This window comes from Barrientosiimonas humi, assembly GCF_006716095.1.
GTDB lineage: Bacteria > Actinomycetota > Actinomycetes > Actinomycetales > Dermatophilaceae > Barrientosiimonas > Barrientosiimonas humi.
This window is the reverse complement of sequence record NZ_VFOK01000001.1, coordinates 461968-487850: the sequence shown is the minus strand read 5'-3', so window position 1 is coordinate 487850 and position 25883 is coordinate 461968. Positions and strand designations below refer to the sequence as shown.

The window sequence follows — 25883 nt, the reverse complement described above, 5'->3', positions numbered from 1 at the left end:
GCGGCCGGCCCGGCCGCCCGGTCAGCGGCGCCCGCGCGGGGCGACCTGCTCGCCCATCTTCACGGTGCCGCCGCCACGAACCCGGGCGCCAGTGCCGATCATCGTGATCGACTCGCTGGGCACCGGGCGCTTGCGCGGCCGCCCGCCGACCACCGCGCCCTTGCCGATGGTCACGTCCTCGTCGACGATCGACCAGCTCACCTGCGCCTTGGCGCGCACGACGGTGTCGCTGAAGATCACCGAGTCGGTGACCGTGGCGCCCTTCTCGACCCGCACGCCCGGGCCGAGCACGCTGCGCTTGACGGTGCCGGCGACGACCGCGCCGGGGCTGACGAAGGAGTCCTCGACCACCGAGCCCTTGTCGAACCGGGCCGGCTCGCGCTGCGGCTGCTGGGTGAGGATCGGCCAGTCCGCGTCGAACGCGTCGACCTTGCCCTCGATCATGTCGCGGTGCGCCTGGAGGTACGTCTCCGGCCGGCCGACGTCCATCCAGTAGCCCTCGAGCGCGTGCACCACGGTCTTGCCGCGGTCGACGAACCAGGGCAGCAGGTGCTCGCCGAAGTCGCCGAGACCGCTGTCGCCCTCCTCGGCCTCGTCAGCCAGCTGGTCGGCGAGCTCCTCGAGCCCCTGCACCAGCAGCTCGCGGTCGTAGACGAACACCTCGGTGGCGATGGTGCCGGTCGTGGGGTTCTCCGGCTTGTACTCGAACAGGGTGACCGTGCCGTCGGCGGCGGACTCGACGGTGGCGTGGCTGGCCGCCTCCTCGATCGAGGTCGTGGTGGTCACCACCGTGCACTCCGCGCCCGCCTCCTCGTGGGTGCGGATGGCGTCGGTGTAGTCCATCTCGTAGACGTGGTCGGCGCTCATCACGAGCACGACGTCGGCGTCGGACTCGGCCAGGGCCTCACGGATGCGGTAGAGCTGGTCGGCGTTGCCGGTGGCGAAGCCCTCGTCGAGGTCGTCCCCGTCACCGCTGGTCTGGCGGGGGAAGACCAGGCGCAGGCCGCCGCGGGTCTTGTCGAGGTCCCACGGTCGCCCGTTGGCGACGACGTCGTGCAGGGTGTCGGCCTGGTACTGCAGGCACAGCCACACCCAGTCGATCCCGCTGTGGTGCAGGTTCGACAGCGGGAAGTCGATGAGCTGGTAGGAGCCGGCGAACGGCAGGGCGGGCTTGGCGCGCTCCTCGGTGAGCACTCCCATGCGCGAACCCTGACCGCCGGCCTGGACAACGGCGAGGTGTCGTGATCGAGCCATGGCGTCATGAAACCCGATGCCCGCGGGTCTGTCAGGGGGAAGGTACGCCCGTCCGCCCGTGCGGGTGCGGCGCCTCCCCCGCCCGCTGGGGCCGGACGTACGACGGCCCCGACCCGGCGTGCGGATCGGGGCCGTCGACGACGGGGCTGGCTCAGCCGATGCAGCCCTTGATGGCGTCTTCGAGCGCCTTCGCCTCTTCGGCGTTCATCTCGACGACCAACCGGCCACCGCCCTCCAGGGGCATGCGCAGCAGGATGCTGCGGCCCTCCTTGGTCACCTCGAGCGGGCCGTCACCGGTCCTGGGCTTCATCGCCGCCATGGGTCTCCCTTTCTGTCGCGCGACTCATCCGAGCGCCGAAGTCACGCGGTCGTCCTGCCTCGGTCAGCCGTCACGAGCGCTCTGCTGCTGCAGGCATTATCCCCTGCCCGAGCGCCCTGGGGGAAATCTCACAGGAGCCCGCTGCGGCAAACTGTGCTCATGCACGCCCGGGCCGCCGTCTTCGATCTGTACGGCGATCACCTCGCCCGCCGGGGTGGATGGGCGCCGATCGCCTCCGTGGTGCGGCTGCTCGGCGCCGTCGACGTGCGGCCCGAGGCGGTGCGCACCGCCGTCTCCCGGCTCAGCCGCGAGGGGTGGCTCGAGGCGCACGAGCACGACGGCACCCGCGGTTACGCGATGACCCCGCGGGCCGAGCGGCGCCTGTCGGCCGCGTGGGAGCGCATCTATCGCAGCAGCGCACCCGGCTGGGACGGCCGCTGGCACCTGGTCGTACTGGCCGAGCGGATCGCCGACCGCAGCCACCGGGCGCGGGTCGCCGACTCGCTGACCTACCTCGGCTACGCCCGGATGTCGGCCGACACCTGGATCGCGCCGCGCCCCTCCCCCGAGCTCGACAGCGCCGTCGGCGAGGTGCCGGTGCACGCGTTCTCGGCCGAGCTCGACGGCGACGGACGCGCGCTCGCGGCCGAGCTGTGGGACCTCGCCGAGCTGACGAGGGCGTACGACGGGTTCGTGCGGTGGGCGGGCACGCTCGTGCCCGACGTCGACGGGCTCGACGAGCGCACGGCGTACGCCCGGCGCACCGAGCTCGTGCACGAGTGGCGCAAGTTCCTCTTCCGCGACCCGGGGCTGCCCGACGCGGTGCTTCCCGCAGACTGGGCCGGCGACCGTGCGGCCGCCTGCTTCGACCGACTGAGCAGCGCGCTGCTCCCCCGGGCGTCGGCGTACGTCGACGCCTGCCTCGACCAGCAAGGAGTGTCATGAGCGAGTCCACGCAGGGCCCCGTCGTGCTCGAGCTCGAGGGCGGGGTGGCCACCGTGCGGCTGAACCGCCCGGAGGCGATGAACAGCCTCGACAACGCGACCAAGGACGCGCTGCTCGCGACCCTGCGGTCGGTGGCGCAGGACCCGGAGGCGCGGGTGGTGGTGCTGACCGGCACCGGCCGGGCGTTCTGCGTCGGGCAGGACCTGAAGGAGCACGTGGCCGGGCTGCGCGACGGCTCCGGCGAGCTGGGCGTCACCGTGCGCGAGCACTACAACCCGATCGTCACGCTGCTCGCGACGATGGACAAGCCGGTGGTCGCGGCGCTCAACGGGGTGGCCGCGGGCGCGGGCGCGTCGCTGGCGTTCGCCGCGGACTTCCGGCTGCTGGCCGACACCGCGAGCTTCAACCTGGCCTTCACCGGCATCGCGCTGTCCTGCGACACCGGGTCGTCGTGGACGCTGCCGCGGCTGGTCGGCGTCGCCAAGGCCAAGGAGCTGCTGCTGCTCGGCGGCACGATCTGCGCCGACGAGGCCGACCGGCTCGGCCTCGCGACCCGGGTGGTCCCGGCCGAGGAGCTGCCGGCGGCGACCGCCGAGCTCGCGGGACGGCTCGCGGCGGGCCCGACGATCGCGTACGGCTCGGTGCGGCGCGCCGTCGGCTTCGCCGCCAGCCACGACCTGGCGGAGTCGCTGGAGAACGAGGGCGAGCTGATGGCCCGCACCGGCGCGACCCAGGACCACCGCGACGCCGTGGAGGCCTTCCTCGCCAAGGAGAAGCCGACCTTCCACGGGCGCTGACCCGTCTCGGCGGTCCACCGCCTGACCGTGCGCCCAGCCGCACCCCTCGGCGGTCCACCGCCCGACCGTGCGCCTCGGCACGCCCCCGCGGTCCACCGCCTGACCGTGCGCCCAGCCGCACCCCTCAGCGGTCCACCGCGCAACCGTGCGCCCCGGCACGCCCCCGCGGTCCACCGCTTGACCGTGCGCCCAGCCGCACCCCTCAGCGGTCCACCGCCCGACCGTGCGCCTCGGCGCCGAGGCCAAGGAAACTAGATCGGGTTGTCGGCCGGGGGGATGATGCGCAGCAGCTCCCAGATCCACCACACCTGCCAGGCGAGGCCGAGGCCGACCAGCACCACCGTGCGCAGGCCGGTGAACCGGAACTCGCGGGCGCGGGGGTCGGTGCGCGCCCAGCCGCCGCCGATCGCGACGACGGCGAGCGGGAACAGGAACAGCAGGTAGCGGTAGGTGCTGGTCCACGGGTCGAGCACGGCGCCGAGGTAGAGCAGGTATCCGAGCGACCAGGTGCGCAGCACCGGCCCGAGGCCGGCGGCCCAGGGGCCCGCGAAGCCGAGCACGACCAGCCCGGCGAGCACGACGACCAGGAGCGGTCCGGCGGTGTCGCCGAGGGCGTACCCGGCGTTCTTGAACCACGGCGTGAACGGGTGGATCTCGCCCTCGGCCCGCCAGGTGGCCATGGTGTCGGTGTAGGCCGAGCGGATGCCGGTGCGCCAGCCGGCGTACGTCGCCCACATCAGGCCGCTGACGCCGCACGCGACGAGCGCGCCGAGCATCGCGGCGTACTCCCCCCGGCCGATGGGGCGGTCGGCGCGGTCGCGCCAGCGCCAGATCACCGCGACGAGCGCGACGAGGCCGAGCGGGACGGCGATCGGGCGGGCGAGCCCGGTGAGCAGCGCGAGGGCGATCGCGACGCCCCACTTCTCGCGCGAGACCGCGAGCAGGAAGCCGGTGAGCAGCAGCATCGCGAGCGACTCGGTGTACGCCAGCTGCAGCGTGGGCGAGGGCGGCGAGGCGGCGTAGACGAGCACCGCGCACAGCGCGACGAACGGGCCGACGCGGTCGCGCAGCAGCACCGCCATGACCGCGGCCGCGGCGGTGCCGAGCACCAGCGCCAGGCTCGAGGCGACCAGGCCGAACGACCCGCCGGTGACGGTCATCAGCGCGCGCACCAGCATCGGGAACAGCGGGTAGAACGCCCACTGGTTCTGCTGCAGCTCGCCCTGCTCGTCGCGCGGCAGCACGTCGGGGTAGCCCTCCTCGACGATCCGGCGGTACCAGTCGCCGTCCCAGACGCGCGTCATGTCCAGATAACCGGGCTGTACGCCGTCCTCGGGCCCGCGCGGGATGCCACCGGGGTCCTGGTGGCCGGCGACCAGCGAGATCACCACGAACGAGAAGAACCGGCAGGCGAGGTAGCCGGCGACGACCAGGGGCAGGAAGCGCTGCTCCAGGAGCCGGCGCCACGGGGAGCCCGCGCGGCCCCGCTCGCTGGCCGGTGCGGCCGATGCGTCTGGTTCGGTCATCGTGGTCGTCATCCTGCTCCCCCGGTCGGTGCTGCCTGTGCTGCTGCGGCGTCGCGGCCCTCCCGGCCGCTCACGCATCCCTCGAGATGATCGTCCACCACCCCGCAGGCCTGCATCGCCGCATACATCGTCGTCGGTCCGACGTGCGCGAACCCGGACTTCTTCAGCGCCGTGGCGAGCGCCACCGACTCGGGCGTGCTCGCCGGGACGTCCGCGGGCGTGCGGGGCCGGCGGTGGGTGTCCGGCCGGTGCGACCAGAACAGCTCGTCGAGGCCGCCCTGGTCGCGCAGCCGCAGCACGGCGCGCGCGTTGGTGATCGCGGCCTGCACCTTGCGGGCGTTGCGCACGATGCCCGCGTCGGCCATCAGCCGGGTGACGTCGTCGTCGCCGAACCGGGCGACGACCTCGGGGTCGAACCCGGCGAACGCCGCGCGGAAGGCCGGACGCTTGCGCAGGATGGTGATCCACGCCAGACCGGACTGGAACGCCTCGAGGGTGAGCCGCTCGTACAGCGGGGTCTCGCCGCGGACCTCGCGGCCCCACTCGTGGTCGTGGTAGTCGAGGTAGTCGGGGGCGCTGCCGGCCCACGCGCAGCGCAGGCGGCCGTCGGGCCCCGCGACGAGCCCGTCGGGGGTCGGTGCCTCAGGGGTCATCGGGGCGGGTCCTGCGCGCCGCGCACGAGCCCGTCGACGAGCAGCCGGACGAACAGCCGGGTGAGCGGGGTCGCGACGGCGCCGAGCCGCTTGCCGACGGCGTCGGGGCGCGGCCAGATCTCCTCGGTGAAGACCAGCCGGCTGCGGCCGGGGCCGAGGGCGCTGACCTCGATCTCGGCCCAGCCGCCGAGCACCGCACCCTGCTTCTCCAGGCGGACGGAGCCGGGCCGGTCGCCCTCGGGGGGCACCATGTCGCGCAGCGCCATCGGGTCGCGGAAGCGCAGCGGCCCGAGACCGGTGATGCCGACGACCTGGGAGCCGTCGGAGACGACCTCGGTCAGCGGGACGATGTCACCGTGGCGCGGCCAGTCGGTGACGACCTGCCACAGCCGCTGGACGTCGGCCTCGACCTCGCGGACGACTCGGACGGGCGCCACGGGCTCAGGTGTCTTCGGAGTAGGCGTCGGCGTCGCGCTCGGAGTAGTCGCGCTCGGCGTAGGTGTCGACGTCGCCGCGCAGCCGCGCGATCTCGCGGTCCTTGTCGCGCAGCTCGTCGCGCAGCCGGTCCAGCGTCGCGTCGACCTGGCTCATCCGGTAGCCGCGCAGCGTCTGGTCGAAGCGGAGCCGCTGCAGGTCCTCGTCGGTGACCTGGCCCTCGGGCAGCGGGTCGAACGGACTGGTGCTCGGGGCGTCGTCCATCCCGGTCACGGGGATGCGTCCGATGGCGATGGCCACCGCGAGGCCGACGACCACCACGAGCAGCGCGAGCAAGAGGGCGATCACGCCCCGACGATAAGCCACCCGCCCGCGCGACGCGCCGCCACGGTCGTACGTCGGCGGCGAGCCGGGCTCGTAAGGGTCGGCGCGGCTCGGCGACGATGCCGGCAGACGCGCAGCGCAGCAAGCGTCTGCCGGAGGAGGAGCTGAGCCAGAAGGGTCGGCGCGGCTTGGCGACGATGCCGGCAGACGCGCAGCGCAGCAAGCGTCTGCCGGAGGAGGAGCTGAGCCAGAAAGACTCAGTCAGGTTCGCGGCCGGTGCCCTGGACGGGCTGGTCACCGACGACGGCGCGGACGGCCTCGGCCGGGTCGTCGAGCACCTGCAGCATGTCGAGGTCGCGCTCGCCGATCATGCCCTCGGCGAGCAGGGTGCCGCGCACCCAGTCGAGCATCGGCGCCCAGAAGTCGCTGCCGAGCAGCACCAGCGGGAACTGGGTGACCTTGCGGGTCTGCACCAGGGTGACGGCCTCGAACAGCTCGTCGAGAGTGCCGAATCCGCCTGGCAGCACGACGAATCCCTCGGCGTACTTCACGAACATCGTCTTGCGCGCGAAGAAGTAGCGGAAGTTGATGCCGAGGTTGACGTAGGGGTTCAGCCCGGTCTCGAAGGGCAGCTCGATGCCGAGCCCGACGCTGACTCCCCCGGCCTCGCTGGCGCCCTTGTTGGCGGCCTCCATGGTGCCGGGGCCGCCGCCGGTGATGACGGCGTAGCCGGCCTCGACGAGCAGCCGGCCGACCTCGGTGGCGAGCTCGTAGTGGGCGCTGCCCGGCTTGGTGCGGGCCGAGCCGAACACGCTGATCGCGGGGCCCAGCTCGGCGAGCGCGCCGAAGCCCTCGACGAACTCGCTCTGGATGCGCAGCACCCGCCACGGGTCGGTGTGCACCCACTCGGCCGAGTCGGAGCGGTCGAGCAGCCGCTGGTCGGTCGTCGTCTGGGGGACGTTGCGGCCGCGCAGCATCGTCGCGCCCTTGAAGTAGTCCTCGCCCCCGGTGGGTCGGGTCTGGTCGGTCACGCTCCGGCTCCTTCCAGCCAGCGCCGCAGCGCGGCCTCGGCATCGGTGATCTGCTGCTCGGGGCAGCGCTCGTCGTCGGTGTGGGCGAGGTTGGGGTCGCCCGGGCCGAAGTTGACCGCGGGCACCTCGAGGGCGCTGAACCGGGCGACGTCGGTCCAGCCCTGCTTGGCGGTGACCGGCAGCCCGAGCGCCGCGACGAAGGCCTGCGCGGCGGGCCGGTCGAGCCCGGGCAGCGCCCCGTCGGCGCTGTCGCCGAGGGTGACGTCGAAGCCGCTGAAGACGCCGCGCACGTGGGCCAGCGCCTCCTCGGCGTTCTTGGTCGGCGCGAAGCGGTAGTTCACCGACACCCGGCACACGTCGGGGATCACGTTGCCCGCGATCCCGCCGCTGATGCCGACCGCGTTGAGCGCCTCGTGGTAGTCGAGCCCGTCGACGGTGACGGTCTCGGGCTCGTACGCCAACAGCCGGGTCAGGATCTCGCCCGCGTCGTGGATCGCGTTGTGCCCGTTCCACGGCCGGGCCGAGTGCGCGGCGATGCCCTTGGTGGTGACGTCGACCCGCAGCGTGCCCTTGCAGCCGCCCTCGACCCCGCCGTCGGTCGGCTCGAGCAGCACCGCGAAGTCGGCCGCGAGCCAGTCGGGGTGGGTGCGCGCCAGGCGTCCGAGGCCGTTGAACTCGTCCTCGATCTCCTCGCAGTCGTAGAAGACGTAGGTCACGTCGCGGTTGGGCTCGGCGAGCGTCGCCGCGAGGGCCAGCTGCACCGCGACCCCGCCCTTCATGTCGGTGGTGCCGCGGCCGTAGAGCAGCCCGTCCACCCGGCGCACGGGCAGGTTGGGCGGGTCGGTGAGCGGCACCGTGTCGAGGTGGCCGGCGAGCAGCACCCGCTCGTCGCGGCCGAGGTCGGTGCGCGCCACGACCGCGTTGCCGTCGCGCAGCACCTCCAGGTGCGGCACGGCGCGCAGCGCGGTCTCGACGGCGTCGGCGAGCGCCTGCTCGTCGCGGCTGACCGAGGGGATGTCGCACACCGCCGCGGTCAGCGTGACCACGTCGGCGCTCAGGTCGAGGTGCGGGGTCGGCATGCGGCCATCCTCGCGCACGGCGGTGGCTCACCTCGCGAACCACCCCGGGGCGTCGCGGGCGCGCGCCCTACCCTGGGCGCCATGACGGATCAGCGCACCGCCTGGGGCCACGGCCTCGCCACCGAGACCGACGCCGGCCAGCTCCTCGACACCTGGTTCCCGACGCCCGCCCTCGGGGAGGTGCCCGACGGCGCGGCCGCGCCGGCCGAGCTGGAGAAGCTGGCCCAGGTCTACCCCGCCCGGGGAGTGCGTACGTCCGTCGTCACCACGGTCATCGACCTGGACGCCGCGCCGGCCGACGTGCCCGACGCCTACCTGCGGCTGCACCTGCTGTCGCACCGCCTGGTCGAGCCCAACACGATCAACCTCGACGGGCTGTTCGGCGTGCTGAGCAACGTGGTCTGGACCAACGTCGGCCCGTGCGCGGTCGAGGGGTTCGAGCAGACCCGGCTGCGGCTGCGCGCCGAGGGACCGGTGCAGGTCTTCGGCGTCGACAAGTTCCCGCGGATGACCGACTACGTCGTGCCGAGCGGGGTGCGCATCGCCGACGCCGACCGGGTGCGCCTCGGGGCCCACCTGGCCGCCGGCACCACGGTGATGCACGAGGGCTTCTGCAACTTCAACGCCGGCACCCTCGGCACCTCGATGGTCGAGGGGCGCATCGTGCAGGGGGTCGTCGTGGGCGACGGCTCCGACATCGGCGGCGGCGCCTCGATCATGGGCACGCTGTCCGGGGGCGGCACCGAGCGGGTGTCGATCGGCCGGCGCTGCCTCGTCGGCGCGCAGGCGGGCGTCGGCATCGCGCTCGGCGACGACTGCGTGGTCGAGGCCGGGCTCTACGTCACGGCCGGCACCAAGGTCACGCTGGAGGATGGCTCGGTCGTCAAGGCGAAGGAGCTGTCCGGCCGCGACGGGGTGCTGTTCATCCGCAACTCCACCACCGGCGTCGTCGAGGCCCGCACCCGCAAGGGGCACGGCATCGCGCTCAACGACGCCCTGCACGCCAACGACTGACGCGGAGCACCTGCGTTGCCCCGCCGTCGTCGCGCCGAGGAGCACGATGAACCCCTGTTCGCCGACGACGAGAATGCTTGGCACGACGACGGATTCACGTTCGAGGAGCACCAGCCGCGCGGCCGGGGTGTGCGGCTCGTCGGCTGCCTGCTGCCGCTCGTGCTCGTGGCCGCGCTCGGCTTCGGCGGGTGGCAGGCCTATCAGTACCTCAGCAACTACTTCGGCAACGAGAGCTGCCTCCTGCGCTCGGGTGAGAGCGAGGAGAAGCTGACGCCCGAGCAGACCGCCAACGCGGCGACGATCGTCACGGTCGGCACGACCCTGCGCGACCTGCCGCGCTACGCCGCGAACATCGCGGTGACGACGGCGATCCAGGAGTCGAAGCTGCGCAACCTGGCCTACGGCGACCGCGACTCGGTCGGACTCTTCCAGCAGCGCCCGAGCCAGGGGTGGGGCACGCTGGAGCAGGTCGCCGACCCGGTGTACGCCAGCGGCGAGTTCTACCGCCACCTCGTGCAGGTCGACGGCTGGCAGACCCGCCCGCTGACCCAGGTGGCCCAGGAGGTCCAGCGCAGCGGCTTCCCCGACGCCTACGCCGACCACGAGACCGAGGGGCGCGTCATGACCGACGCCCTCTCCGGGTCCGCGCCGGGCGCGGTCGGGTGCCGGCTGGACCCGCCGACCGAGAGCAGCAGCGCGGCGCAGGTCGTCACCAAGCTGCGCGAGCAGACGGGCGTGCGCGCCCAGGCGGACGGCGCCACGGTGAGCGCGGACGGCGGCGACGTCACCACCGCGCGCACGCTCGGCACCTGGGCCGTCGCGCACGCCCAGGCCGAGGGCATCACCCGGGTGACCGTCGGCGACCGCGAGTGGGTGCGCCAGCGCGGGCGCGCCGGGTGGTCCTGGCAGCCGGCGCGCGACCCGGTCGGCGCGACGGACGTACGCATCCGGCTGGGCTGATCCCCGCCGCTCGCCCTGCGGAACGGCGGGCTCGCAAACCCCCATCGTGACCTACGTCACAGTAACCTCCGGTGGATCGGCAGTTCCCCCCGACCCGCATGGAGCACGTCATGCTGCACCGTCAGACCCCCACCCGTTCCCGCCTGCGCGCCCTGACCCTCGGTGCGGGCGCCTCCCTGGCCGCCGTCGGCATCGGCATCGCCTCGGCCAGCCCGGCCCAGGCCGCCCCGCTCCCCGAGGGTGGCCTCGCCGAGTCGCTGGCCAACTACGCCGCCGCGCCCGGCTACGTCCGCGGCGCCAACGACTGGACCTGCAAGCCCAGCGCCGACAAGCCCAACCCGGTGATCCTGGTCCCGGGCACGTTCACCAACATGGGCTCCAGCTTCGTGAAGATCGCGCCGCGCCTGAAGAACGCCGGCTACTGCGTCTACGCCCTGAACTACGGCATGACCGCGGCGTCGTTCGGCCGCGTCGGCGGCCTCGGCCACATCAAGGACTCGGCCAACCAGCTCGCCTCGTTCGTGCAGCGGGTGCGCACCTCCACCGGCTCGGCCAAGGTCGACATCGTCGGCCACTCCCAGGGCGGCTCCGTGCCGATGTGGTGGATGAAGAAGATGGGCGGCGCCTCGCAGGTCGACCACTACGTCGGCTGGGCGCCCAGCTCGCACGGCACCGACCTCAACGGCATCGTCACCCTCGGCAACACGTTCAACGCGATGGGCTTCGTGACCGGGCTGTCGGAGTTCGGCCAGTTCCCCGGCGCGATCGACCAGACCTACTCCAGCGACTACACGCGCGAGCTGTGGGCCGACGGCAACCGGGTGCCGACCGGCCCCAGCTACACGGTCGTGATGACCAAGTACGACAAGGTCGTCACGCCGTACCAGACCCAGGCGCTGGAGGGTGACGACGTCAACAACGTGCTGCTGCAGGAGCGCTGCCCGGGCGACTTCACCGGCCACGCGCTGATCTACCTGGACGACCCGACGCTGCAGCTGACGATGAACGCCCTGGCCGACGGCCCCAAGTCGTTCCGTCCGGCCTGCCGCGGCTACGCGCCGATCCCGTTCGCGTAGGCCCCGGCGCTCGGCCCGCCGGCCACGACGGCGGACCAGATACGACGACGGCGGACCACGTCATACGTGGTCCGCCGTCGTGCGTTCGGCGCTGTCGGGCGGCGCGGGGTCAGCGCTGGTTCATGCCGACGTACGCGCGCTCGGTCTCACCGATGTAGACCTGGCGCGGGCGCCCGATCTTGGTGGCCGGGTCGTTCATCATCTCGCGCCACTGGGCGATCCAGCCCGGGAGGCGGCCGATGGCGAACAGCACCGTGAACATGTCGGTGGGGAAGCCCATGGCCTTGTAGATCAGGCCGGTGTAGAAGTCGACGTTCGGGTAGAGCTTGCGCTCGACGAAGTAGTCGTCCTTGAGCGCGATCTCCTCGAGCCGCATCGCGATGTCGAGCTGCGGGTCGTTGACGCCCATCTTCTGGAGCACCTCGTGGGCGGTCTCCTTCACGATGGCGGCGCGCGGGTCGTAGTTCTTGTAGACCCGGTGGCCGAAGCCCATCAGCTTGACGCCGGCCTCCTTGTTCTTCACCCGCTTCATGAAGGTGTCGACGTCGTCGTCGCTGCCGTCGATCTCGTCGAGCATCGCGAGCACCGCCGAGTTGGCGCCGCCGTGCAGCGGGCCGGACAGCGCGTGGATGCCGGCGCTGATCGAGGCGAACAGGTTGGCGTGGCCCGAGCCGACCAGGCGCACCGTCGAGGTGGAGCAGTTCTGCTCGTGGTCGGCGTGCAGGATGAACAGCTGGTCGAGCGCCTTGGAGACGACCGGGTCGACGTCGTACTCCTCCGCGGGGACCCCGAAGGTCATCCGCAGGAAGTTGCTCACCAGGTCGAGGCGGTTGTCGGGGTAGAGCGTCGGCTGACCCTGGCTCTTCTTGTGGGCGTAGGCCGCGATGGTCGGCAGCTTGGCCATGAGCCGCACCGACGACTGGTCGATCTGCTCCTCGTCGGTGATCGACAGGGCGTCGGGGTAGAAGGTGCCGAGCGCCGAGACCGCCGCCGACAGCACCGACATGGGGTGCGCGTCGCGCGGGAACGCCGCGAGCAGGTCCTTCAGGTCCTCCTGCAGCATCGTGTGGCGGCTCACCCGGGCGGTGAACTCCTCGAGCTGCTGCTGGGTGGGGAGCTCGCCGTAGATCAGCAGGTAGGAGACCTCCAGGAAGGTGGACTCCTTGGCGAGCTGGTCGATGGGATAGCCGCGGTAGCGCAGGATGCCGGCGTCGCCGTCGATGTAGGTGATCGCCGACTGGCACGACGCGGTGTTGACGAAGCCAACGTCCAGCGTGGTGTTGCCGGTCTCCTTCAGCAACGCGGAGATGTCGTAGCCGGAGTTGCCCTCGGTCGCGGGCTGGAGGGCCAGCTCCAGCTCTCGGTCGCCCGCCTTCAGCGTGGCGGCGCCTTCGGTAGTCATGTGCAGTCCGTTCCTCTCCAGCCCGGCTGGCGCCGGGAAGTCAGCGAGGCCGACGTTACCCCAGGGTCAACCGCCTGCAGCGAGGGCCCCGGTCGGCCCAGAACGGTCGGTTTTGACCGAGCGTCAAGCCGAGCGCAACCGCTGCGCCGCGGCCTCGATCCGCTCGTCGGTGGCGGTGAGCGCGATGCGCACGTGCTGGGCTCCGGTCGGCCCGTAGAAGTCGCCCGGCGCGACGAGGATGCCCTGCTCGGCGAGGGCGTCGACCGTGGCCCGTGCGGGCTCGCCGCGGGTCGCCCACAGGTAGAGCCCGGCCTCGCTGTGGTCGATCCGCCAGCCGCTCTCGCGCAGGGCGGCGAGCAGGACCGAGCGGCGACGGGCGTACGTCGTCTTCTGGGCGGCCACGTGCTGGTCGTCGCCGACGGCGGTCTCAAGGACCCGCTGCACCGGGTACGGCACGATCATCCCGGCGTGCTTGCGCACCTCGAGCAGCTGGCCGACCAGGGCGGGGTCGCCGGCGAGGAACGCCGCGCGGTAGCCGGCCAGGTTGGACTGTTTGGACAGGGAGTAGACCGCGAGCAGGCCGCGGTGGTCGCCGCCGGTGACGCGGTCGTCGAGGACGCTCGGGGTCGTCGGCCCGTCGGCGTCGTCGCGCCAGTCCAGCTCGGCGTAGCACTCGTCGCTCGCGACGACGACGCCGCGCTCGCGCGCCCAGTCGACGACCTTCTTGAGGTGCTCGACGCCGAGCACCTGGCCGGTGGGGTTGCTGGGCGTGTTGAGCCACAGCAGCTTCGGCGCCGCGCCCGGGCCGAGCCCGACGAGGCTGGTCATCGGGCGCGGCTCGGCGCGCGCGATGCGGGCGCCGACGTCGTACGTCGGGTAGGCCACGGCGGGGAAGGCCACCTGGTCGCCCGGGCCGAGCCCGAGCAGCGTGGGCAGCCACGCGACGAGCTCCTTGGAGCCCACCGTGGGCAGCACCCCGTCGGGGTCGACGCCGCTCGCGCCGCGGCGCCGCGCGAACCAGCCGCTGACCGCCTCGCGCAGCGCGGGGGTGCCCCACGTCTGGGGGTAGCCGGGGGCGTCGGCGGCGGCGCGCAGCGCGTCCTGGAGCAGCGGCGGCGTCGGGTCGACGGGCGTGCCGACCGACAGGTCGACGATGCCGTCGGGGTGCGCCTGGGCGCGGGCCTTCGCCGCGGCCAGGCTGTCCCACGGGAAGTCGGGGAGCTGGAGCGTCACGCGATCACGAACGCCGGGTCAGCCGGTGGTGGCGGCCCGACGGACTCACTCGTCGTGCTCCTGCGGAGGCAGCGCCTCGATGATCGGGTGGTCCTTGTCGATCATGCCGAGCTTGGCCGCACCGCCGGGGCTGCCGAGGTCGTCGAAGAACTCGACGTTGGCCTTGTAGTAGTCGGCCCACTCCTCGGGGGTGTCGTCCTCGTAGTAGATCGCCTCGACGGGGCAGACCGGCTCGCAGGCGCCGCAGTCGACGCACTCGTCAGGGTGGATGTACAGCGACCGCTTGCCTTCGTAGATGCAGTCGACCGGGCATTCCTCGATGCAGGCCTTGTCCTTGAGGTCGACGCACGGCTGAGCGATGACATAGGTCACGGAAGGATCCTCCTGGCAAACGGTGCGCACCGGTCCGAGCCGGGTGCTGTGCACGAGCAGTACCTAGTATGCCGAGGTGACCCCGGACCCGCGCAGTGAGCCTTGCCTCACTCCCGCCGAGTCCCGCGTCAGCGTGGGCGACCGCGTCGTCCTGCGGTTCCGCGATGCGGACGGATCGCTCACCGATGCACTTGGCGACCTGGTCGGGCTGGACGAGTCGACGGCGGTCGTACGTACTCGGCGGGGTGACGTGCGCGTCCCGCGGGCGGCCGTGGTCGCCGCCAAGCGGGTGCCGCCTCCGCCGAGCCGGCGCGGCCGGCCGCACCGGGCGATCTCGGCGACCGACCTGCAGGAGCTGATGGTCGGCGGGATGCCGCCGCTGGAGTCGCAGTGGCTCGGCCGGTGGCTGCTGCGGGCCGCCGACGGTTACACCGGGCGGGGCAACAGCGCGCTGCCGCTCGGCGACCCCGGGCTGGACGTCGAGGCGGCTCTGGATCAGGTCGAGCAGTGGTACGCCGACCGCGAACAGCCAGCACTGATGCAGGTTTTCGGGCCGGTCGGCTTCGAGGTTGCGGACGATCCGCTGGGCGCCGCGGTGCTCGCGCGCGGGTGGCAGACCATGCCGCGGACGCTCGTGATGACGGCCGCGACCGACGACGTCGCGCTCGCCCTGGCGCAGCTGCCGGACGACCCGACGGCGCGGGTGGCCGAGGCGGTCGACGCGCGGTGGATCAGCGGCGCCACCCCGCGCGAGCAGCAGCACGAGACGACGCTGACCGCGATGCTCGGCCAGGTGCGCGACGGTCGCTACGTCACGCTCGGTGCCGCTGAGGTGCCCGACGCCGTCGGACGGCTGGCGGTCTCGCCCGGGTGGGCGGGGGTCTTCGCGGTGCACGTGCAGGAGGGCCTGCGGCGGCAGGGTCTGGCGCGGCGCGTGCTGGCGGCGCTGGTGCGCGAGGCGCAGCGCGCCGACGCGGGCTCGCTCTACCTGCAGGTGACGGCCGACAACGGGCCCGCCGTCGCGCTCTACCGGTCGCTCGGGTTCACCGTGCACCACGACTACGTCTACGCCCACCCCGCGCCGGCCGAGCAGCGCCCCAAGCCGGTCGAGTAGCGGCGAGGCGCTAGCCGAGCCGCGTATCGAGACCCGGCAGCTACCATTTCCCCGACGCGTGGTCGGGCGGCCGCGAGTCTCCCTCGGCCGCATGCAGATCCGCCGAAGACAGCCCCGTTGCCGCCCTCGCGGCTCTTGATTCAAGGCCTCCGGTCGCCGACCCCGGCATGACTGATCTGCCCCTCCCGTCCGTACGATCCGGGGAGTCCCCATGGGGGTGGTCAAGCAGCGGTTGGGGGTGGCACGACCGAAGCGACCACTTCCGCACTCCCTGAATCGGGTCCAGCACGCGTGCTCCTTCCACCGCATCTTGCTGCCCGACGGTGAACTCGCCGACCCGCGGACGCAGCAGGACGTCGTACCGGCCCTTGCACCCGGGATGGCGACGGCCTCCTACCCTTCCTGCTGACCACACCACCCGGGCCGCTACTCCAGGCCCCACGGCGGGCGAGCCTCAACTGGCCGCTACTTGCTACGACGATCGCCTCGGCCTACGAACCTGTCATTAAAAGCTTACGGGAGAAACCATAAGATGGGATGAACACAAGCGCAGCAAGCAGAAGGCCTGATAGTGCGACGGGAACCGAGGGGCCGTTCGCACGCGCCAGCTCCGCCCCGTCCCGCAAAGAAATCTGAGGCGCAAGGACCGCCCAATAGAACCCGGCAAGCATGATAGAGAGAGGGTAAGCTGAGGCCGAAAACAGGACGCGGACCATGCGATGCGCTGTCTTGGCAACGGAAAGTGCACACAAGACAAGCACCGGAAAAATCGCCGAGACGACGAAACTCAGCGGCACAGCTAATCGCGGCAGGTATTGGGATGGCTGCCCGGACTTCCACTGAATTACCACTCGATCCGGGAGCAGAGGCAGCGCAGGCAGCGAGAATGCGGCGGCAATAACTACAACCACCACCGCCCCCCAGGGGAACAGCCAGCGGCGCCAACTCATGATGCAACTAGCCTAACAGACAGCCTTCTCCGCATGGTCTTTAGGCTGGCCTCAAAGTCCGACGATGCTGCCCTTAGCGGGGGCCAGCAGCACCAGATCGAGGGCCCACATACTGAATGCGAAACTCCATAGACCCATGGTTATCGCTATCAGCGGCCTACTGCGCCATAGGGATTCCCGCCAACGCACTGTCCCGCTCCCCTGCGGAGCGTGCGGTCGGCGTGCCGCTGTCGGTGACCGGACTGGTGCTGGCGACACAGGCGTACCGGCAGGTCCGCGGCGGCCGTGCCTGACTCTCGGCACCCACCGGCCACAGACTGGACAAACCGGGTCGATATCGACCCCAGATGACACACCAACCGCCCGAAAAGCGGGCAGATCGGGTCGATATCGACCCGGTGGCGGCGGGGCGGGCCTCAGAGGCGGCGTACGTCCAGCGGCGTCTCGACCGCCTGGCCGTCCTCGCCGCGGCGGACCTCGTAGGCGCCCTTGCCGTCGCTCTCGCTGACCGCTTCCACCAGCTCGGTGCCGCGATAGAGCAGACCGACGCCGTCATCGGTGGCGTAGCCCGCCGGCAGCTCACCGGAAGCGATCGCGGCCTGGAACTTCGGGCGGCGCTGCTCCTCGGAGTCGTAGTGCACGCCGTTGGAGAACGGCAGCAGCGCCAGGCCGTCGGACACCACGCGCAGGTCCGGCCCGAAGGAGTCGGTGGTGCCGCCGACGTGCCAGCAGATCGACCCGGCCGAGACGCCGGTCAGCACGACTCCGGCCTCCCACGCCGCGCGCATCGCCTGGTCGACACCGTGCAGGCGCCACAGCGCGAGCAGCCCGGCGACGCTGCCGCCGCCGACCCACACCACGTCCTGGGCGAGCAGGTGCTCGGTGATGTCGGCGACGTTCGGCATCGAGAGCACCGCCACGTGGCTCGGCGCGAAGCCGGCCGCGACTGCGGCCTCGTAGAAGAAGGAGACGTACGCCGAGTCGTCGCCACCGGCGGTGCCGAGGAAGCACACCTTCGGCGCGCGTCCGCTGATGCCCGCGAGGTCGACCGCCAGATCGGTGAGCTCGCTGAACTCCCAACGGGTTCGGGCGCCGGGACGGATGCCCCCGGACGTGGCCAGGATGGTCGGCTGCTCGGTGGTCACGGCGTGACGGTATCGAGCCTCGACCGGCGGCGCCTCCGGATAACGGCGGGGTCTCGATACGCCGCGCTCGTCCCTCGCGCAGCTACTCGACCACCGTGGGGTGAGGGGTCTCGATACGCCGCGCTCGTCCCTCGCGCGGCTACTCGACCACCGTGGGGCGGCTACTCGACCACCGTGGGCTCGGGGTCCAGGAGCTGGGCGAGGTGGATGCCGCGGCGGTCGAGCAGGTCGGCCGCCTGCGTGCGGCAGGAGAAGCCGTCGGCGAGCAGCACCGCGTCGGGCTCGTCGCGCAGCGCGGGCAGCAGCTGGTGCTCGGCGACCTTGACCGACACGTCGTGGTGGCCAAGCTCGACGCCGAAGTTGCCGGCGAGCCCGCAGCACCCGCCCAACCGCCGTACGTCCGCGCCGGCTCGGCGCAGCAGCTCGGCGTCGGCGGACCACGACATCACCGCGTGGTGGTGGCAGTGCGGCTGCGCGACGACGCGAAGCCCATCGAGCTGCGGCGGCTCCCAGCCGGGGGTGTCGCGCAGCAGCTCGGCGAGCGTGCGCACCTGCACCGCAACGGTTTCCGCGGTCTCGCCCGGCGTCAGCTCGAGGCTGTCGGAGCGCAGCACGGCGGTGCACGACGGCTCCAGGCCCACGAGCTTCAGCCCGAGCCGGGCGGCGCCGAGCAGGTCGTCGAGGTGGCTGCCGAGGATCTTGCGCGCGGCGTCGAGCTGCCCGGTGGAGATCCAGGTCAGGCCGCAGCAGCCGGACCGCTCGGTGATCAGCGGCTCGTAACCAGCCTGCCGCAGCACCCGCACGGCGGCCTTCGCCAGGTCGGGAGAGAAGTGGTCGGAGAAGGTGTCGACGATCAGCAGCACCGGCTCCCGACCGTCGATGGGATCGGCCGAGTTCGCAAAGACACCAACGCCGTTCGCCGTCGCCCACGACCGGAAGGTCTCCGTCGCGAGCGGCGGGATGCTGCGCCGGGGGTCCACGCCGGCCAGCTTCTTGGCCTGAGCGAACCGCTCCCCCACCCCGAACATCGCGTTGACGACCCTGGGCATCCGGCTGCCCAGCCGGACCCAGCGCGGCAGCTGCCCGAGCACGTAGTGCGCGCGCGGCCGCACCCGCTTCTTGTACGTCTGGTGCAGCACCTCTGACTTGTAGCTCGCCATGTCGATGCCGGTCGGGCAGTCCGACAGGCACCCCTTGCAGGACAGGCACAGGTCGAGCGCGTCGTGCACCTCGGGAGCCGAGAACCCTTTGACGACAGTGCCGTTCACCATCTCCTGCAGCACGCGCGCCCGGCCGCGGGTGGAGTCCTTCTCCTCTCCCGTGGCCAGATAGCTCGGGCACATCACGCCGCCCGAGCCGGTGCTGTCGGCGCGGCAGCGCCCGACGCCCGTGCACCGGTGCACCGCCTGGCTGAAGTCACCCCCGTCGTGCACGTACGCCAGCGCCAGCTTCTCGCGCACCGGCCGCGCCTGCGGGACGCGCAGGTCGGCGGTGGGTGCGGCGGGCTCGACCAGCACGCCCGGGTTGAGCAGGTTCTCGGGGTCGAAGTGCCGCTTGATCTCGGCGAACAGCCCGAGTGCGTCGGCGGAGTACATCCGGTCGAGCAGCCCGCTGCGCGCCCGGCCGTCGCCGTGCTCCCCCGACAGCGACCCGCCGTAGGAGGCGACCAGCTCGGCGGAGTCGTTGAGGAAGTCACCGAATCCCTCTGTGCCGCCTGGCTTCTCGAGGGGGAAGTCGATGCGGATGTGCAGGCAGCCGTCGCCGAAGTGACCGTAGGGCAGCCCCGTCAGGTCGTGCTGCAGGAGCAACGCGTCGAAGTCGCGCAGGTAGTCGCCGAGCCGCTCGGGCGGCACCGCGGCGTCCTCCCACCCGGCGTGCGCCGGCCGGTCACGCGGGCTGCGACCGGAGAGACCGGCGCCGTCCTCGCGCACCCGCCAGATCGTCGCGGCCTCGGCGGGGTCGGTGACGACCTTGGCCTCCACGGCGCCCGACGCCGCGCACAGCGCCTCGGCGCGCGCGACGACCTCGGCCCGGTCGTCGCCGGCGAGCTCGACGAGCAGCCAGCCGTCGCCGAGCGGCAGGTCGGGCACGGCCTGCGGGCCACGGCGCGCGGTGAGGATCTCGACGATGCGCCGGTCGATGCCCTCGACCGCGACCGGGCCGAACTCCAGCTGGGCGACGGCGGCGGCCCCGGCCGTCGAGATGTCCGGATAGCCCAGCACGGCCAGGATCCGGTGCTCCGGCTCGGTGACCAGGGCGACCTCGGCCTCGGTGACGATGCCGAGCGTGCCCTCGCTGCCGGCCATCAGCCGGGTCACGTCGAACCCCTGCTCGGGCAGCAGCCGCTGCGCGGCGTAGCCGGAGACCTGCCGGTTGAACCGGCCGAGCTCGGTGCGGATGGTGCCCAGGTGCCGGCCGACGATCTCGTCCAGGCCGCTCAGCAGCGGCGACCCGGCCAGCACCTGCGTCCGCTCGTCGCCGTGCCGCACGCGCAGCACCTCGCCGCCGGCGGTGACCAGCTCGAGGCCGAGCAGGTTGTCGGAGGTCTTGCCGTAGCCGAGCGCCCGGTTGCCGCAGGCGTCGTTGCCGATCATCCCGCCGATCGTGCAGCGCGAGTGCGAGGACGGGTCGGGGCCGTAGCGCAGCCCGTTCGCGAGCGCCTGCTTCTGCAGGGTCGCGTGCACCGTGCCGGGCTGCACGACCGCGCGCGCCGCCTCGCGGTCGACCGACAGCACGTTCCCGAGGTGCCGGCTGAAGTCGAAGACCACGCCGGTCCCGACCGCGTTGCCGGCGATGGAGGTCCCCCCGCCGCGCGCGGTGACAGGCACGCCCAGCTCGCGGCACACGGCGAGCGTCGCCAGCACCTCGTCACGGTCGCGGGGTCGCACGACGGCGCTCGGCACCAGGCGGTAGAGCGAGGCGTCGGAGGAGTAGGCCGCGCGGTTCGTGCTGTCGTCGAGCACGTCGCGCACCCCGGCGGCGCGCAACCGCGACACGAGCTCGGTGGTCATCGCTCCATCTTGACGGTCCGGCGGTTCGGCGACGATGCCGGGCCTCTCGGCGACGATGCCGGGAGCCGCGCAGCGCAGCAAGCGGTTCCCGGAGGAGGAGCCGGGACAGAACAATCCGCAAACGCAGCGCAGCAAGCGGCTCCCGGAGGAGGAGCTGAACCCATCAGGTATTCGTACAGATGACGCGGTCGGCGGCGGCGTACTTGGTCGTCTCCTTCTCGGTGCGTACGACCTTGTCGCCCTGCTTGAGCACCCGGGTCACGTCGATGTCGAACCCGATGTTGGTGGGCACCGGCAGGCAGCCCGGGTCGTCGTCGCGGACGGTCTTGGGCTGGCGGATGTTGTACTTCTCGCTCGAGGAGGTCTCGACGGTGTACTTGCGCTGGCCGAGGAAGCGGATGACGACCTCGTCACCCTCGATGAAGCTCTGGACGACGATCGGCTTGTCGGTGTCGTTGGTCCACTTGTTGTCGATCTTCGGCACCCACAGCGTGGCCTCGCGACCGGCGGGGTAGCGCTCGATCCAGAACGAGTGGGCCTTGTGCTCGTCGAGCTGGACGCCGGCGAAGAACGCCGCGTTGTAGAGCGCGGTCGACACCTGGGAGACGCCGCCGCCCTGGGCCGCGCGCTCCTTGCCGCCCTGGATGGTGGGCGCCGCGCCGTACCCCTTGTCGGGGGTGAGCTCGCCGCCGAGCGTCTGGATCAGGCTGAACTGCTGCCCGACTCCGACCACGGTGCCGTTCATCGCGGCGAGGGCGACCCGCATGTTCTGGGTGCGCACCTTGTTGCTCGGGGTGTTGGGGAACTTCGAGCGGAACTCGCTGATCTGGCTGGTGAGGTCGATGCCCTTGAGGTCGTCGGTCGTGACCTGCGGCTTCTCGACGACGACCGGGGCGTTCACGGTGCGGCTGTCGCTGGAGGTCATCGCCTTGAGCACCGCCGGGCCGAGCTTGGCCTCGTCGAGCTTCTTGCCGTCCTGCGCGGGGGTGACCTGCGGCTTGCCGTCGGTGATGGTGGCCTTGGCGTTGCGCGCCGGCACGGTGAGGTCGGGCTTCTGCTCCAGCAGCAGGTCGGCGGCCTCGGCCCCGTCGACGGTGGCGGCGAGCTTGCCGCCGCTCTGCTTGATCGTCGTCACCGTCGCGAGCTGGCGCGGCGAGAGCTCGGCGCTGGTGTCGTCGACCTTGACGGTGACCGCACCGCTGGTCGCGGGGGTCGCGACGTCGCGCACGAACCGGTCGATCTCGGCGTTGGTCAGCCGGGGCTGCCGCGACGCGACGGGCGCGGAGAACTGCGTCTTGGCCGGCCAGCCCGACGCGATCTCCTCGGCCACCGCCTCGGCGTCGATGCCCTGACCGGGGGTCGAGCGCACGACCGAGACGTTGCCGCCCTCGATCGAGACGCTGCCGTCCTTGGGGGCCGACTCCAGCACGGTGCCCGCGGCCACCGAGAGGGCGTCGCCCAGCTTGGTGCGGTCGACCGTGACCTCGGCGTCGCGCTCGCTGCCGCCGGTGAGCTTGCCGAGCACGTCGGCGGGGTTGAGGCTGCGCTCACCGAGCCCCGCGAGCGAGCCCGGCACGTCGATGGCCAGGCCGGCGTCGCGCGGGACGACCTGCACCCGCTCGTCGCCGACCTCGACGGTGACCGGGCGGGTGGCGAGGGTCGAGGCCTCGCTCGTGAGCTTGGCGCGGGCGTCGTCCTGGCTCAGGCCGCCCACGTCGACCCCGGCGACCTGGGTGCCGGACGCGATGCGGTCGCCCTGCCAGAGCGCGAGGGCGAGGTAGGCGCCGACCAGCACCAGCGCGGTGAGCCCCAGCCGGAGCCAGATGCTGCTCCAGACCGAGCGGCCCCCCGGCTGCTCGTCCGTCGGTCGCGCGGTCGCGCGCGTGCGGGGCACGTCGGGCCCGCCCGGGTCGCCGTGGGTCACTTCGCTGCTCCAAATCGTCCGCGGTAGTAGAGCAGGGCCTCCCCCGGCCGCTCGCTCGCCTGCACCGAGCGTACGTGTCCGACGACGATGGAGTGGTCACCAGCGGGGTGCACGGCGGTCGTGGCGAGCTCGAACGTCGCGAGCGCGTCGTCCAGCAGCGCCACCCCCGTCGCCTCGCCGCGGTGGTGCGGCACGCGGTCGAGCTGCCCGTGCAGCGGGCGCCCGCGGGTGGCCAGCCAGGCCGCCGTCGGGCGCTGGTCGGCCGCGAGCACGCTGATGCCGAAGACCCCCGCCTCGAGGATGGCGTCGTGGAAGCGCGCCTCCTGCTCGACCGAGACCAGCATGAGCACCGGGTCGAGCGAGACCGAGGCGATCGCGTTGGCGGTCATGGCGTAGTCCTGCCCGTCGGCGACCGTGGTCACGGCGGTGACGCCGGAGGCGAACCGCGAGACGGCCCGGCGGTAGAAGTCGGGGTCGACGTCGTCGGTCATGCCTGCCCTCCCAGCGGACGCGGGTCACCGCCCGCCGCGAGCGGCTCACCGGTCGCGACGTCCAGCTGCTGATAGGCCTCCCGGCCGGTGAGCAGCAGGGCGATGTCGTTGCTCAGCGCGTACGCCTGCGCCGGCTCCCCCAGCAACCGCACCTGGGTGCGGTGCTGGGTCAGCGCGGCCACCTGCCGCGGCACGGCCGCGGCGTCGACGACGACGTGGGTCACCTGCTCGTCGGGCACGACCGACAGCCGCGCGGTGTGGTCGTCGGCGGGCGCGCCGACCCGCCAGGCGTCGCGACGCTCGGGGGTGAGCAGGTCACCGACCCCCGCGAGGTCCTGCTGCCACCACGACTCGGGGGTGACCCGGGCGTACAGCGCGGGCGGGTCGTCCAGCAGCCGCAGCGCCGCGAGCGTCACCTCGTGGGTGCGCACGTGGTCGGGGTGGCCGTAGCCGCCGGTGCGGTCGTAGGTCAGCACGGCGTCGGGCGCGAGACGGCGCACCCGCTCGGCCACGGCCGGCGCGACCTGTTCCGGCGGGGCCCCGACGAACGCCCGCGGATGCTCGGCCGACGGCGTCCCGACCATGCCGGAGTCGCGCACCCGCGGCTCCCCCGGATCGTCGCCGAGCACGGTCCAGGAGGTCACGCCCAGCGCCTGCATGGCACCGTCGAGCTCACCCCGGCGTACGTCCGCGAGCGGGTCGGGCGCGTCGGCGGCACGCGGCTGCCCGGCAGGCAGCTCGAGGTGACGCAGGTCGGCAGGGATGACCTCGCCCTCCTCGCCGAGGGTCATCGTGAGCACGTGCACCTCGTCGCCGCGCTCCAGAAGGTGCGCGGCAGCGACCCCGGTCCACAGAGTCTCGTCGTCGGGGTGTGCGTGAATCAGCAACCACCGCAATGGGATTGCGCCTCCTCGCGAAAAAATCCTCAGCCGTCGCGCCGGGCGCGGGAGGCCGCCTTGGCACGGTCGTTGGCGTTCAGCTGCACCTTGCGGATGCGCACGGCCTCGGGCGTCACCTCGACGCACTCGTCCTCGCGGCAGAACTCCAGCGACTCCTCGAGCGACAGGTGCTTCGGCGGGATCAGCCGCTCGAGCACGTCGGCCGTGGAGGAGCGCACGTTGGTGAGCTTCTTCTCCTTGGTGATGTTGACGTCCATGTCGTCGGCGCGGGAGTTCTCGCCGACGATCATGCCCTCGTAGACCTCGGTCGTCGGCTCGACGAACATCGTGCCGCGCTCCTGCAGGTTGAACATGGCGTACGTCGTCGCCACGCCCGTGCGGTCGGCGACCAGCGAGCCCGACTGCCGGGTCTTGATCTCGCCGTGCCACGGCTCGTAGCCGTCGAACACGTGGTGGGCGATGCCGGTGCCGCGGGTGTCGGTGAGGAACTGGGTGCGGAAGCCGATGAGCCCGCGCGAGGGCACCTTGAACTCCATCCGGATCCAGCCGGTGCCGTGGTTGGTCATCTGCTCCATGCGCCCCTTGCGGGCGGCCATCAGCTGGGTGATCGTGCCGAGGTGCTCCTCGGGGGTGTCGATCGTGAGGTGCTCGACCGGCTCGTGCACCTTGCCGTCGACCTCGCGGGTGACCACCTGCGGCTTGCCGACGGTCAGCTCGTATCCCTCGCGCCGCATCTGCTCCACGAGGATCGCGAGCGCCAGCTCGCCGCGGCCCTGCACCTCCCAGGCGTCGGGGCGCTCGGTCGGCAGCACGCGCAGCGACACGTTGCCGATCAGCTCTCGGTCGAGCCGCTCCTTCACCAGCCGCGCGGTGACCTTGGAGCCGCGCACCTTGCCCGCCAGCGGGGAGGTGTTGGTGCCGATCGTCATCGAGATGGCCGGCTCGTCGACCGTGATCAGCGGCAGCGGCTCGGGGTTGTCGGGGTCGGCCAGCGTCTCGCCGATGGTGATGTCGGGGATGCCCGCGACGGCGATGATGTCGCCCGGCCCGGCCTGCTCGGCGGGCTCGCGCTCCAGACCGTTGGTCATCAGCAGCTCGGTGATCTTCACCTTCTGCTGGCTGCCGTCGGCGCGGCACCAGGTGACCTGCTGCCCCTTGCGGATCTGGCCGTTGTGCACCCGCAGCAGCGCCAGGCGCCCGAGGAAGTTGGAGGAGTCGAGGTTGGTGACGTGCGCCTGCAGCGGCTTCGCGTCGTCGTACGACGGCGCCGGGATGGTCTCGACGATCGTCCGGAAGAGCGGCTCCAGGTCGTCGCCCTCGGGCAGCTCGCCGTTCGCGGGACGCACGGTCGAGGCGACGCCGGCCTTGGCCGAGGCGTAGACCACCGGGAAGTCGAGCTGGTCGGCGTGCCCCTCGGCGTCGTCGAGCAGGTCCATGAACAGCTCGTACGTCTCGTCCTCGACCTCCTCGATGCGCGAGTCGGGACGGTCGACCTTGTTGATGCACAGGATGACCGGCATGCGCGCGGCGAGCGCCTTGCGCAGCACGAACCGGGTCTGCGGCAGCGGCCCCTCCGAGGCGTCGACCAGCAGCACCACGCCGTCGACCATCGACAGGCCGCGCTCGACCTCGCCGCCGAAGTCGGCGTGGCCGGGGGTGTCGATGATGTTGATGGTGATGCCGGAGTCCTGCGCCGCCGGACCCGTGTAGTGGATCGCGGTGTTCTTGGCGAGGATCGTGATGCCCTTCTCCCGCTCCAGGTCGCCGGAGTCCATCACCCGCTCACCGGTGGTCTCGACGGTGTCGCGTTCGCCGAACGCCCCGGTCTGCCAGAGCATCTTGTCCACGAGGGTGGTCTTGCCGTGGTCGACATGGGCGACGATCGCGACGTTGCGCACGTCGCTGCGGGTCTGAGTTGGCACGACGGTC

At 72.2% G+C, this 25883-nt stretch carries 23 protein-coding genes; 6 read left to right on the top strand and 17 right to left on the bottom strand.

The genetic code is table 11. The features are described 5' to 3' along the window. Positions 1-21 precede the first annotated feature (21 nt). Entirely contained in the window at positions 22-1254 is a 1233-nt protein-coding gene (locus tag FB554_RS02395) for a glucose-1-phosphate adenylyltransferase family protein (protein WP_142004471.1), read from the bottom strand. Positions 1255-1405: 151 nt separating this feature from the next. Further along, complete coding sequence (locus tag FB554_RS02390; RefSeq protein ID WP_142004470.1) at positions 1406-1573, bottom strand: DUF3117 domain-containing protein; 168 nt, start codon at positions 1571-1573, stop codon at positions 1406-1408. Positions 1574-1732: 159 nt separating this feature from the next. On the opposite strand from FB554_RS02390, the gene FB554_RS02385 reads away from it, so the two are divergent. After that, entirely contained in the window at positions 1733-2518 is a 786-nt protein-coding gene (locus FB554_RS02385; protein ID WP_142004469.1) for a PaaX family transcriptional regulator, read from the top strand. Then, positions 2515-3315, top strand: a complete 801-nt coding sequence (locus FB554_RS02380; protein WP_142004468.1) for an enoyl-CoA hydratase/isomerase family protein — start codon at positions 2515-2517, stop codon at positions 3313-3315. Before FB554_RS02385 ends, FB554_RS02380 begins: the two co-directional genes overlap by 4 nt. 251 nt (positions 3316-3566) lie before the next feature. Here the strand turns inward: FB554_RS02380 and FB554_RS02375 are convergent, their stop codons facing one another. The 6 genes from FB554_RS02375 to dapE all read right to left on the bottom strand — a co-directional run bounded on the left by FB554_RS02375 (position 3567) and on the right by dapE (position 8363). Next, the gene (locus FB554_RS02375) at positions 3567-4841 is read right to left on the bottom strand and encodes a hypothetical protein (protein ID WP_236022223.1); all 1275 of its coding nucleotides are present in this window, start codon (positions 4839-4841) and stop codon (positions 3567-3569) included. A gap of 8 nt (positions 4842-4849) precedes the next feature. Then, a complete protein-coding gene (locus FB554_RS02370; protein ID WP_142004467.1) occupies positions 4850-5494 on the bottom strand; it encodes a DNA-3-methyladenine glycosylase I in 645 nt (214 codons plus the stop codon). Further along, positions 5491-5931: an SRPBCC family protein gene (locus FB554_RS02365; RefSeq protein WP_142004466.1), complete on the bottom strand. Its 441-nt coding sequence runs from the start codon at positions 5929-5931 to the stop codon at positions 5491-5493. The genes FB554_RS02370 and FB554_RS02365 overlap by 4 nt, the downstream gene beginning before the upstream one ends. A gap of 4 nt (positions 5932-5935) precedes the next feature. Further along, positions 5936-6277, bottom strand: a complete 342-nt coding sequence (locus tag FB554_RS02360) for a DivIVA domain-containing protein (protein ID WP_236022222.1) — start codon at positions 6275-6277, stop codon at positions 5936-5938. A gap of 233 nt (positions 6278-6510) precedes the next feature. Next, positions 6511-7284, bottom strand: a complete 774-nt coding sequence (locus tag FB554_RS02355; protein WP_392425575.1) for an LOG family protein — start codon at positions 7282-7284, stop codon at positions 6511-6513. After that, a complete protein-coding gene (gene dapE, locus FB554_RS02350; protein ID WP_142004465.1) occupies positions 7281-8363 on the bottom strand; it encodes a succinyl-diaminopimelate desuccinylase in 1083 nt (360 codons plus the stop codon). Before dapE ends, FB554_RS02355 begins: the two co-directional genes overlap by 4 nt. A gap of 81 nt (positions 8364-8444) precedes the next feature. Here dapE and dapD point away from each other — a divergent pair, with 81 nt between their 5' ends. The 3 genes from dapD (at position 8445) to FB554_RS02335 (ending at position 11413) form a co-directional block, all read left to right on the top strand. Further along, entirely contained in the window at positions 8445-9377 is a 933-nt protein-coding gene (gene dapD / locus FB554_RS02345) for a 2,3,4,5-tetrahydropyridine-2,6-dicarboxylate N-succinyltransferase (protein WP_142004464.1), read from the top strand. 15 nt (positions 9378-9392) lie between these two features. Beyond that, entirely contained in the window at positions 9393-10337 is a 945-nt protein-coding gene (locus FB554_RS02340) for a hypothetical protein (RefSeq protein WP_142004463.1), read from the top strand. 110 nt (positions 10338-10447) lie between these two features. Beyond that, complete coding sequence (locus tag FB554_RS02335; protein WP_142004462.1) at positions 10448-11413, top strand: esterase/lipase family protein; 966 nt, start codon at positions 10448-10450, stop codon at positions 11411-11413. 109 nt (positions 11414-11522) lie between these two features. Here FB554_RS02335 and FB554_RS02330 read toward each other — a convergent pair whose 3' ends face one another. The 3 genes from FB554_RS02330 to fdxA all read right to left on the bottom strand — a co-directional run bounded on the left by FB554_RS02330 (position 11523) and on the right by fdxA (position 14420). After that, on the bottom strand, positions 11523-12815 hold the full coding sequence (locus FB554_RS02330; protein ID WP_142004461.1) for a citrate synthase: 1293 nt from the start codon (positions 12813-12815) through the stop codon (positions 11523-11525). 123 nt (positions 12816-12938) lie between these two features. After that, positions 12939-14048: a succinyldiaminopimelate transaminase gene (dapC, locus tag FB554_RS02325; protein WP_142004460.1), complete on the bottom strand. Its 1110-nt coding sequence runs from the start codon at positions 14046-14048 to the stop codon at positions 12939-12941. A gap of 45 nt (positions 14049-14093) precedes the next feature. Further along, positions 14094-14420, bottom strand: a complete 327-nt coding sequence (gene fdxA, locus FB554_RS02320) for a ferredoxin (protein WP_142004459.1) — start codon at positions 14418-14420, stop codon at positions 14094-14096. Positions 14421-14496: 76 nt separating this feature from the next. Here fdxA and FB554_RS17860 point away from each other — a divergent pair, with 76 nt between their 5' ends. Continuing rightward, positions 14497-15534: a GNAT family N-acetyltransferase gene (locus tag FB554_RS17860; protein WP_142004458.1), complete on the top strand. Its 1038-nt coding sequence runs from the start codon at positions 14497-14499 to the stop codon at positions 15532-15534. A 1366-nt stretch (positions 15535-16900) separates the two neighbouring features. Here FB554_RS17860 and FB554_RS02310 read toward each other — a convergent pair. The 6 genes from FB554_RS02310 to typA form a co-directional block, all read right to left on the bottom strand. After that, the gene (locus tag FB554_RS02310) at positions 16901-17629 is read right to left on the bottom strand and encodes a Type 1 glutamine amidotransferase-like domain-containing protein (protein ID WP_142004457.1); all 729 of its coding nucleotides are present in this window, start codon (positions 17627-17629) and stop codon (positions 16901-16903) included. Positions 17630-17790: 161 nt separating this feature from the next. Then, positions 17791-20640: an FAD-binding and (Fe-S)-binding domain-containing protein gene (locus tag FB554_RS02305; protein ID WP_142004456.1), complete on the bottom strand. Its 2850-nt coding sequence runs from the start codon at positions 20638-20640 to the stop codon at positions 17791-17793. A gap of 163 nt (positions 20641-20803) precedes the next feature. Beyond that, entirely contained in the window at positions 20804-22564 is a 1761-nt protein-coding gene (locus FB554_RS02300; RefSeq protein WP_142004455.1) for a VanW family protein, read from the bottom strand. Further along, positions 22561-23055, bottom strand: coding sequence for a flavin reductase family protein (locus FB554_RS02295; RefSeq protein WP_142004454.1), 495 nt, complete (start codon positions 23053-23055; stop codon positions 22561-22563). The genes FB554_RS02300 and FB554_RS02295 overlap by 4 nt, the downstream gene beginning before the upstream one ends. Then, positions 23052-23942 carry a PIG-L family deacetylase gene (locus FB554_RS02290; protein ID WP_236022221.1) on the bottom strand — a complete coding sequence of 297 codons (891 nt, stop codon included), beginning with the start codon at positions 23940-23942 and terminating at the stop codon, positions 23052-23054. The genes FB554_RS02295 and FB554_RS02290 overlap by 4 nt, the downstream gene beginning before the upstream one ends. 38 nt (positions 23943-23980) lie before the next feature. Then, positions 23981-25876, bottom strand: coding sequence for a translational GTPase TypA (gene typA, locus FB554_RS02285; RefSeq protein ID WP_142004453.1), 1896 nt, complete (start codon positions 25874-25876; stop codon positions 23981-23983). Between the last annotated feature and the right edge of the window lie 7 nt (positions 25877-25883).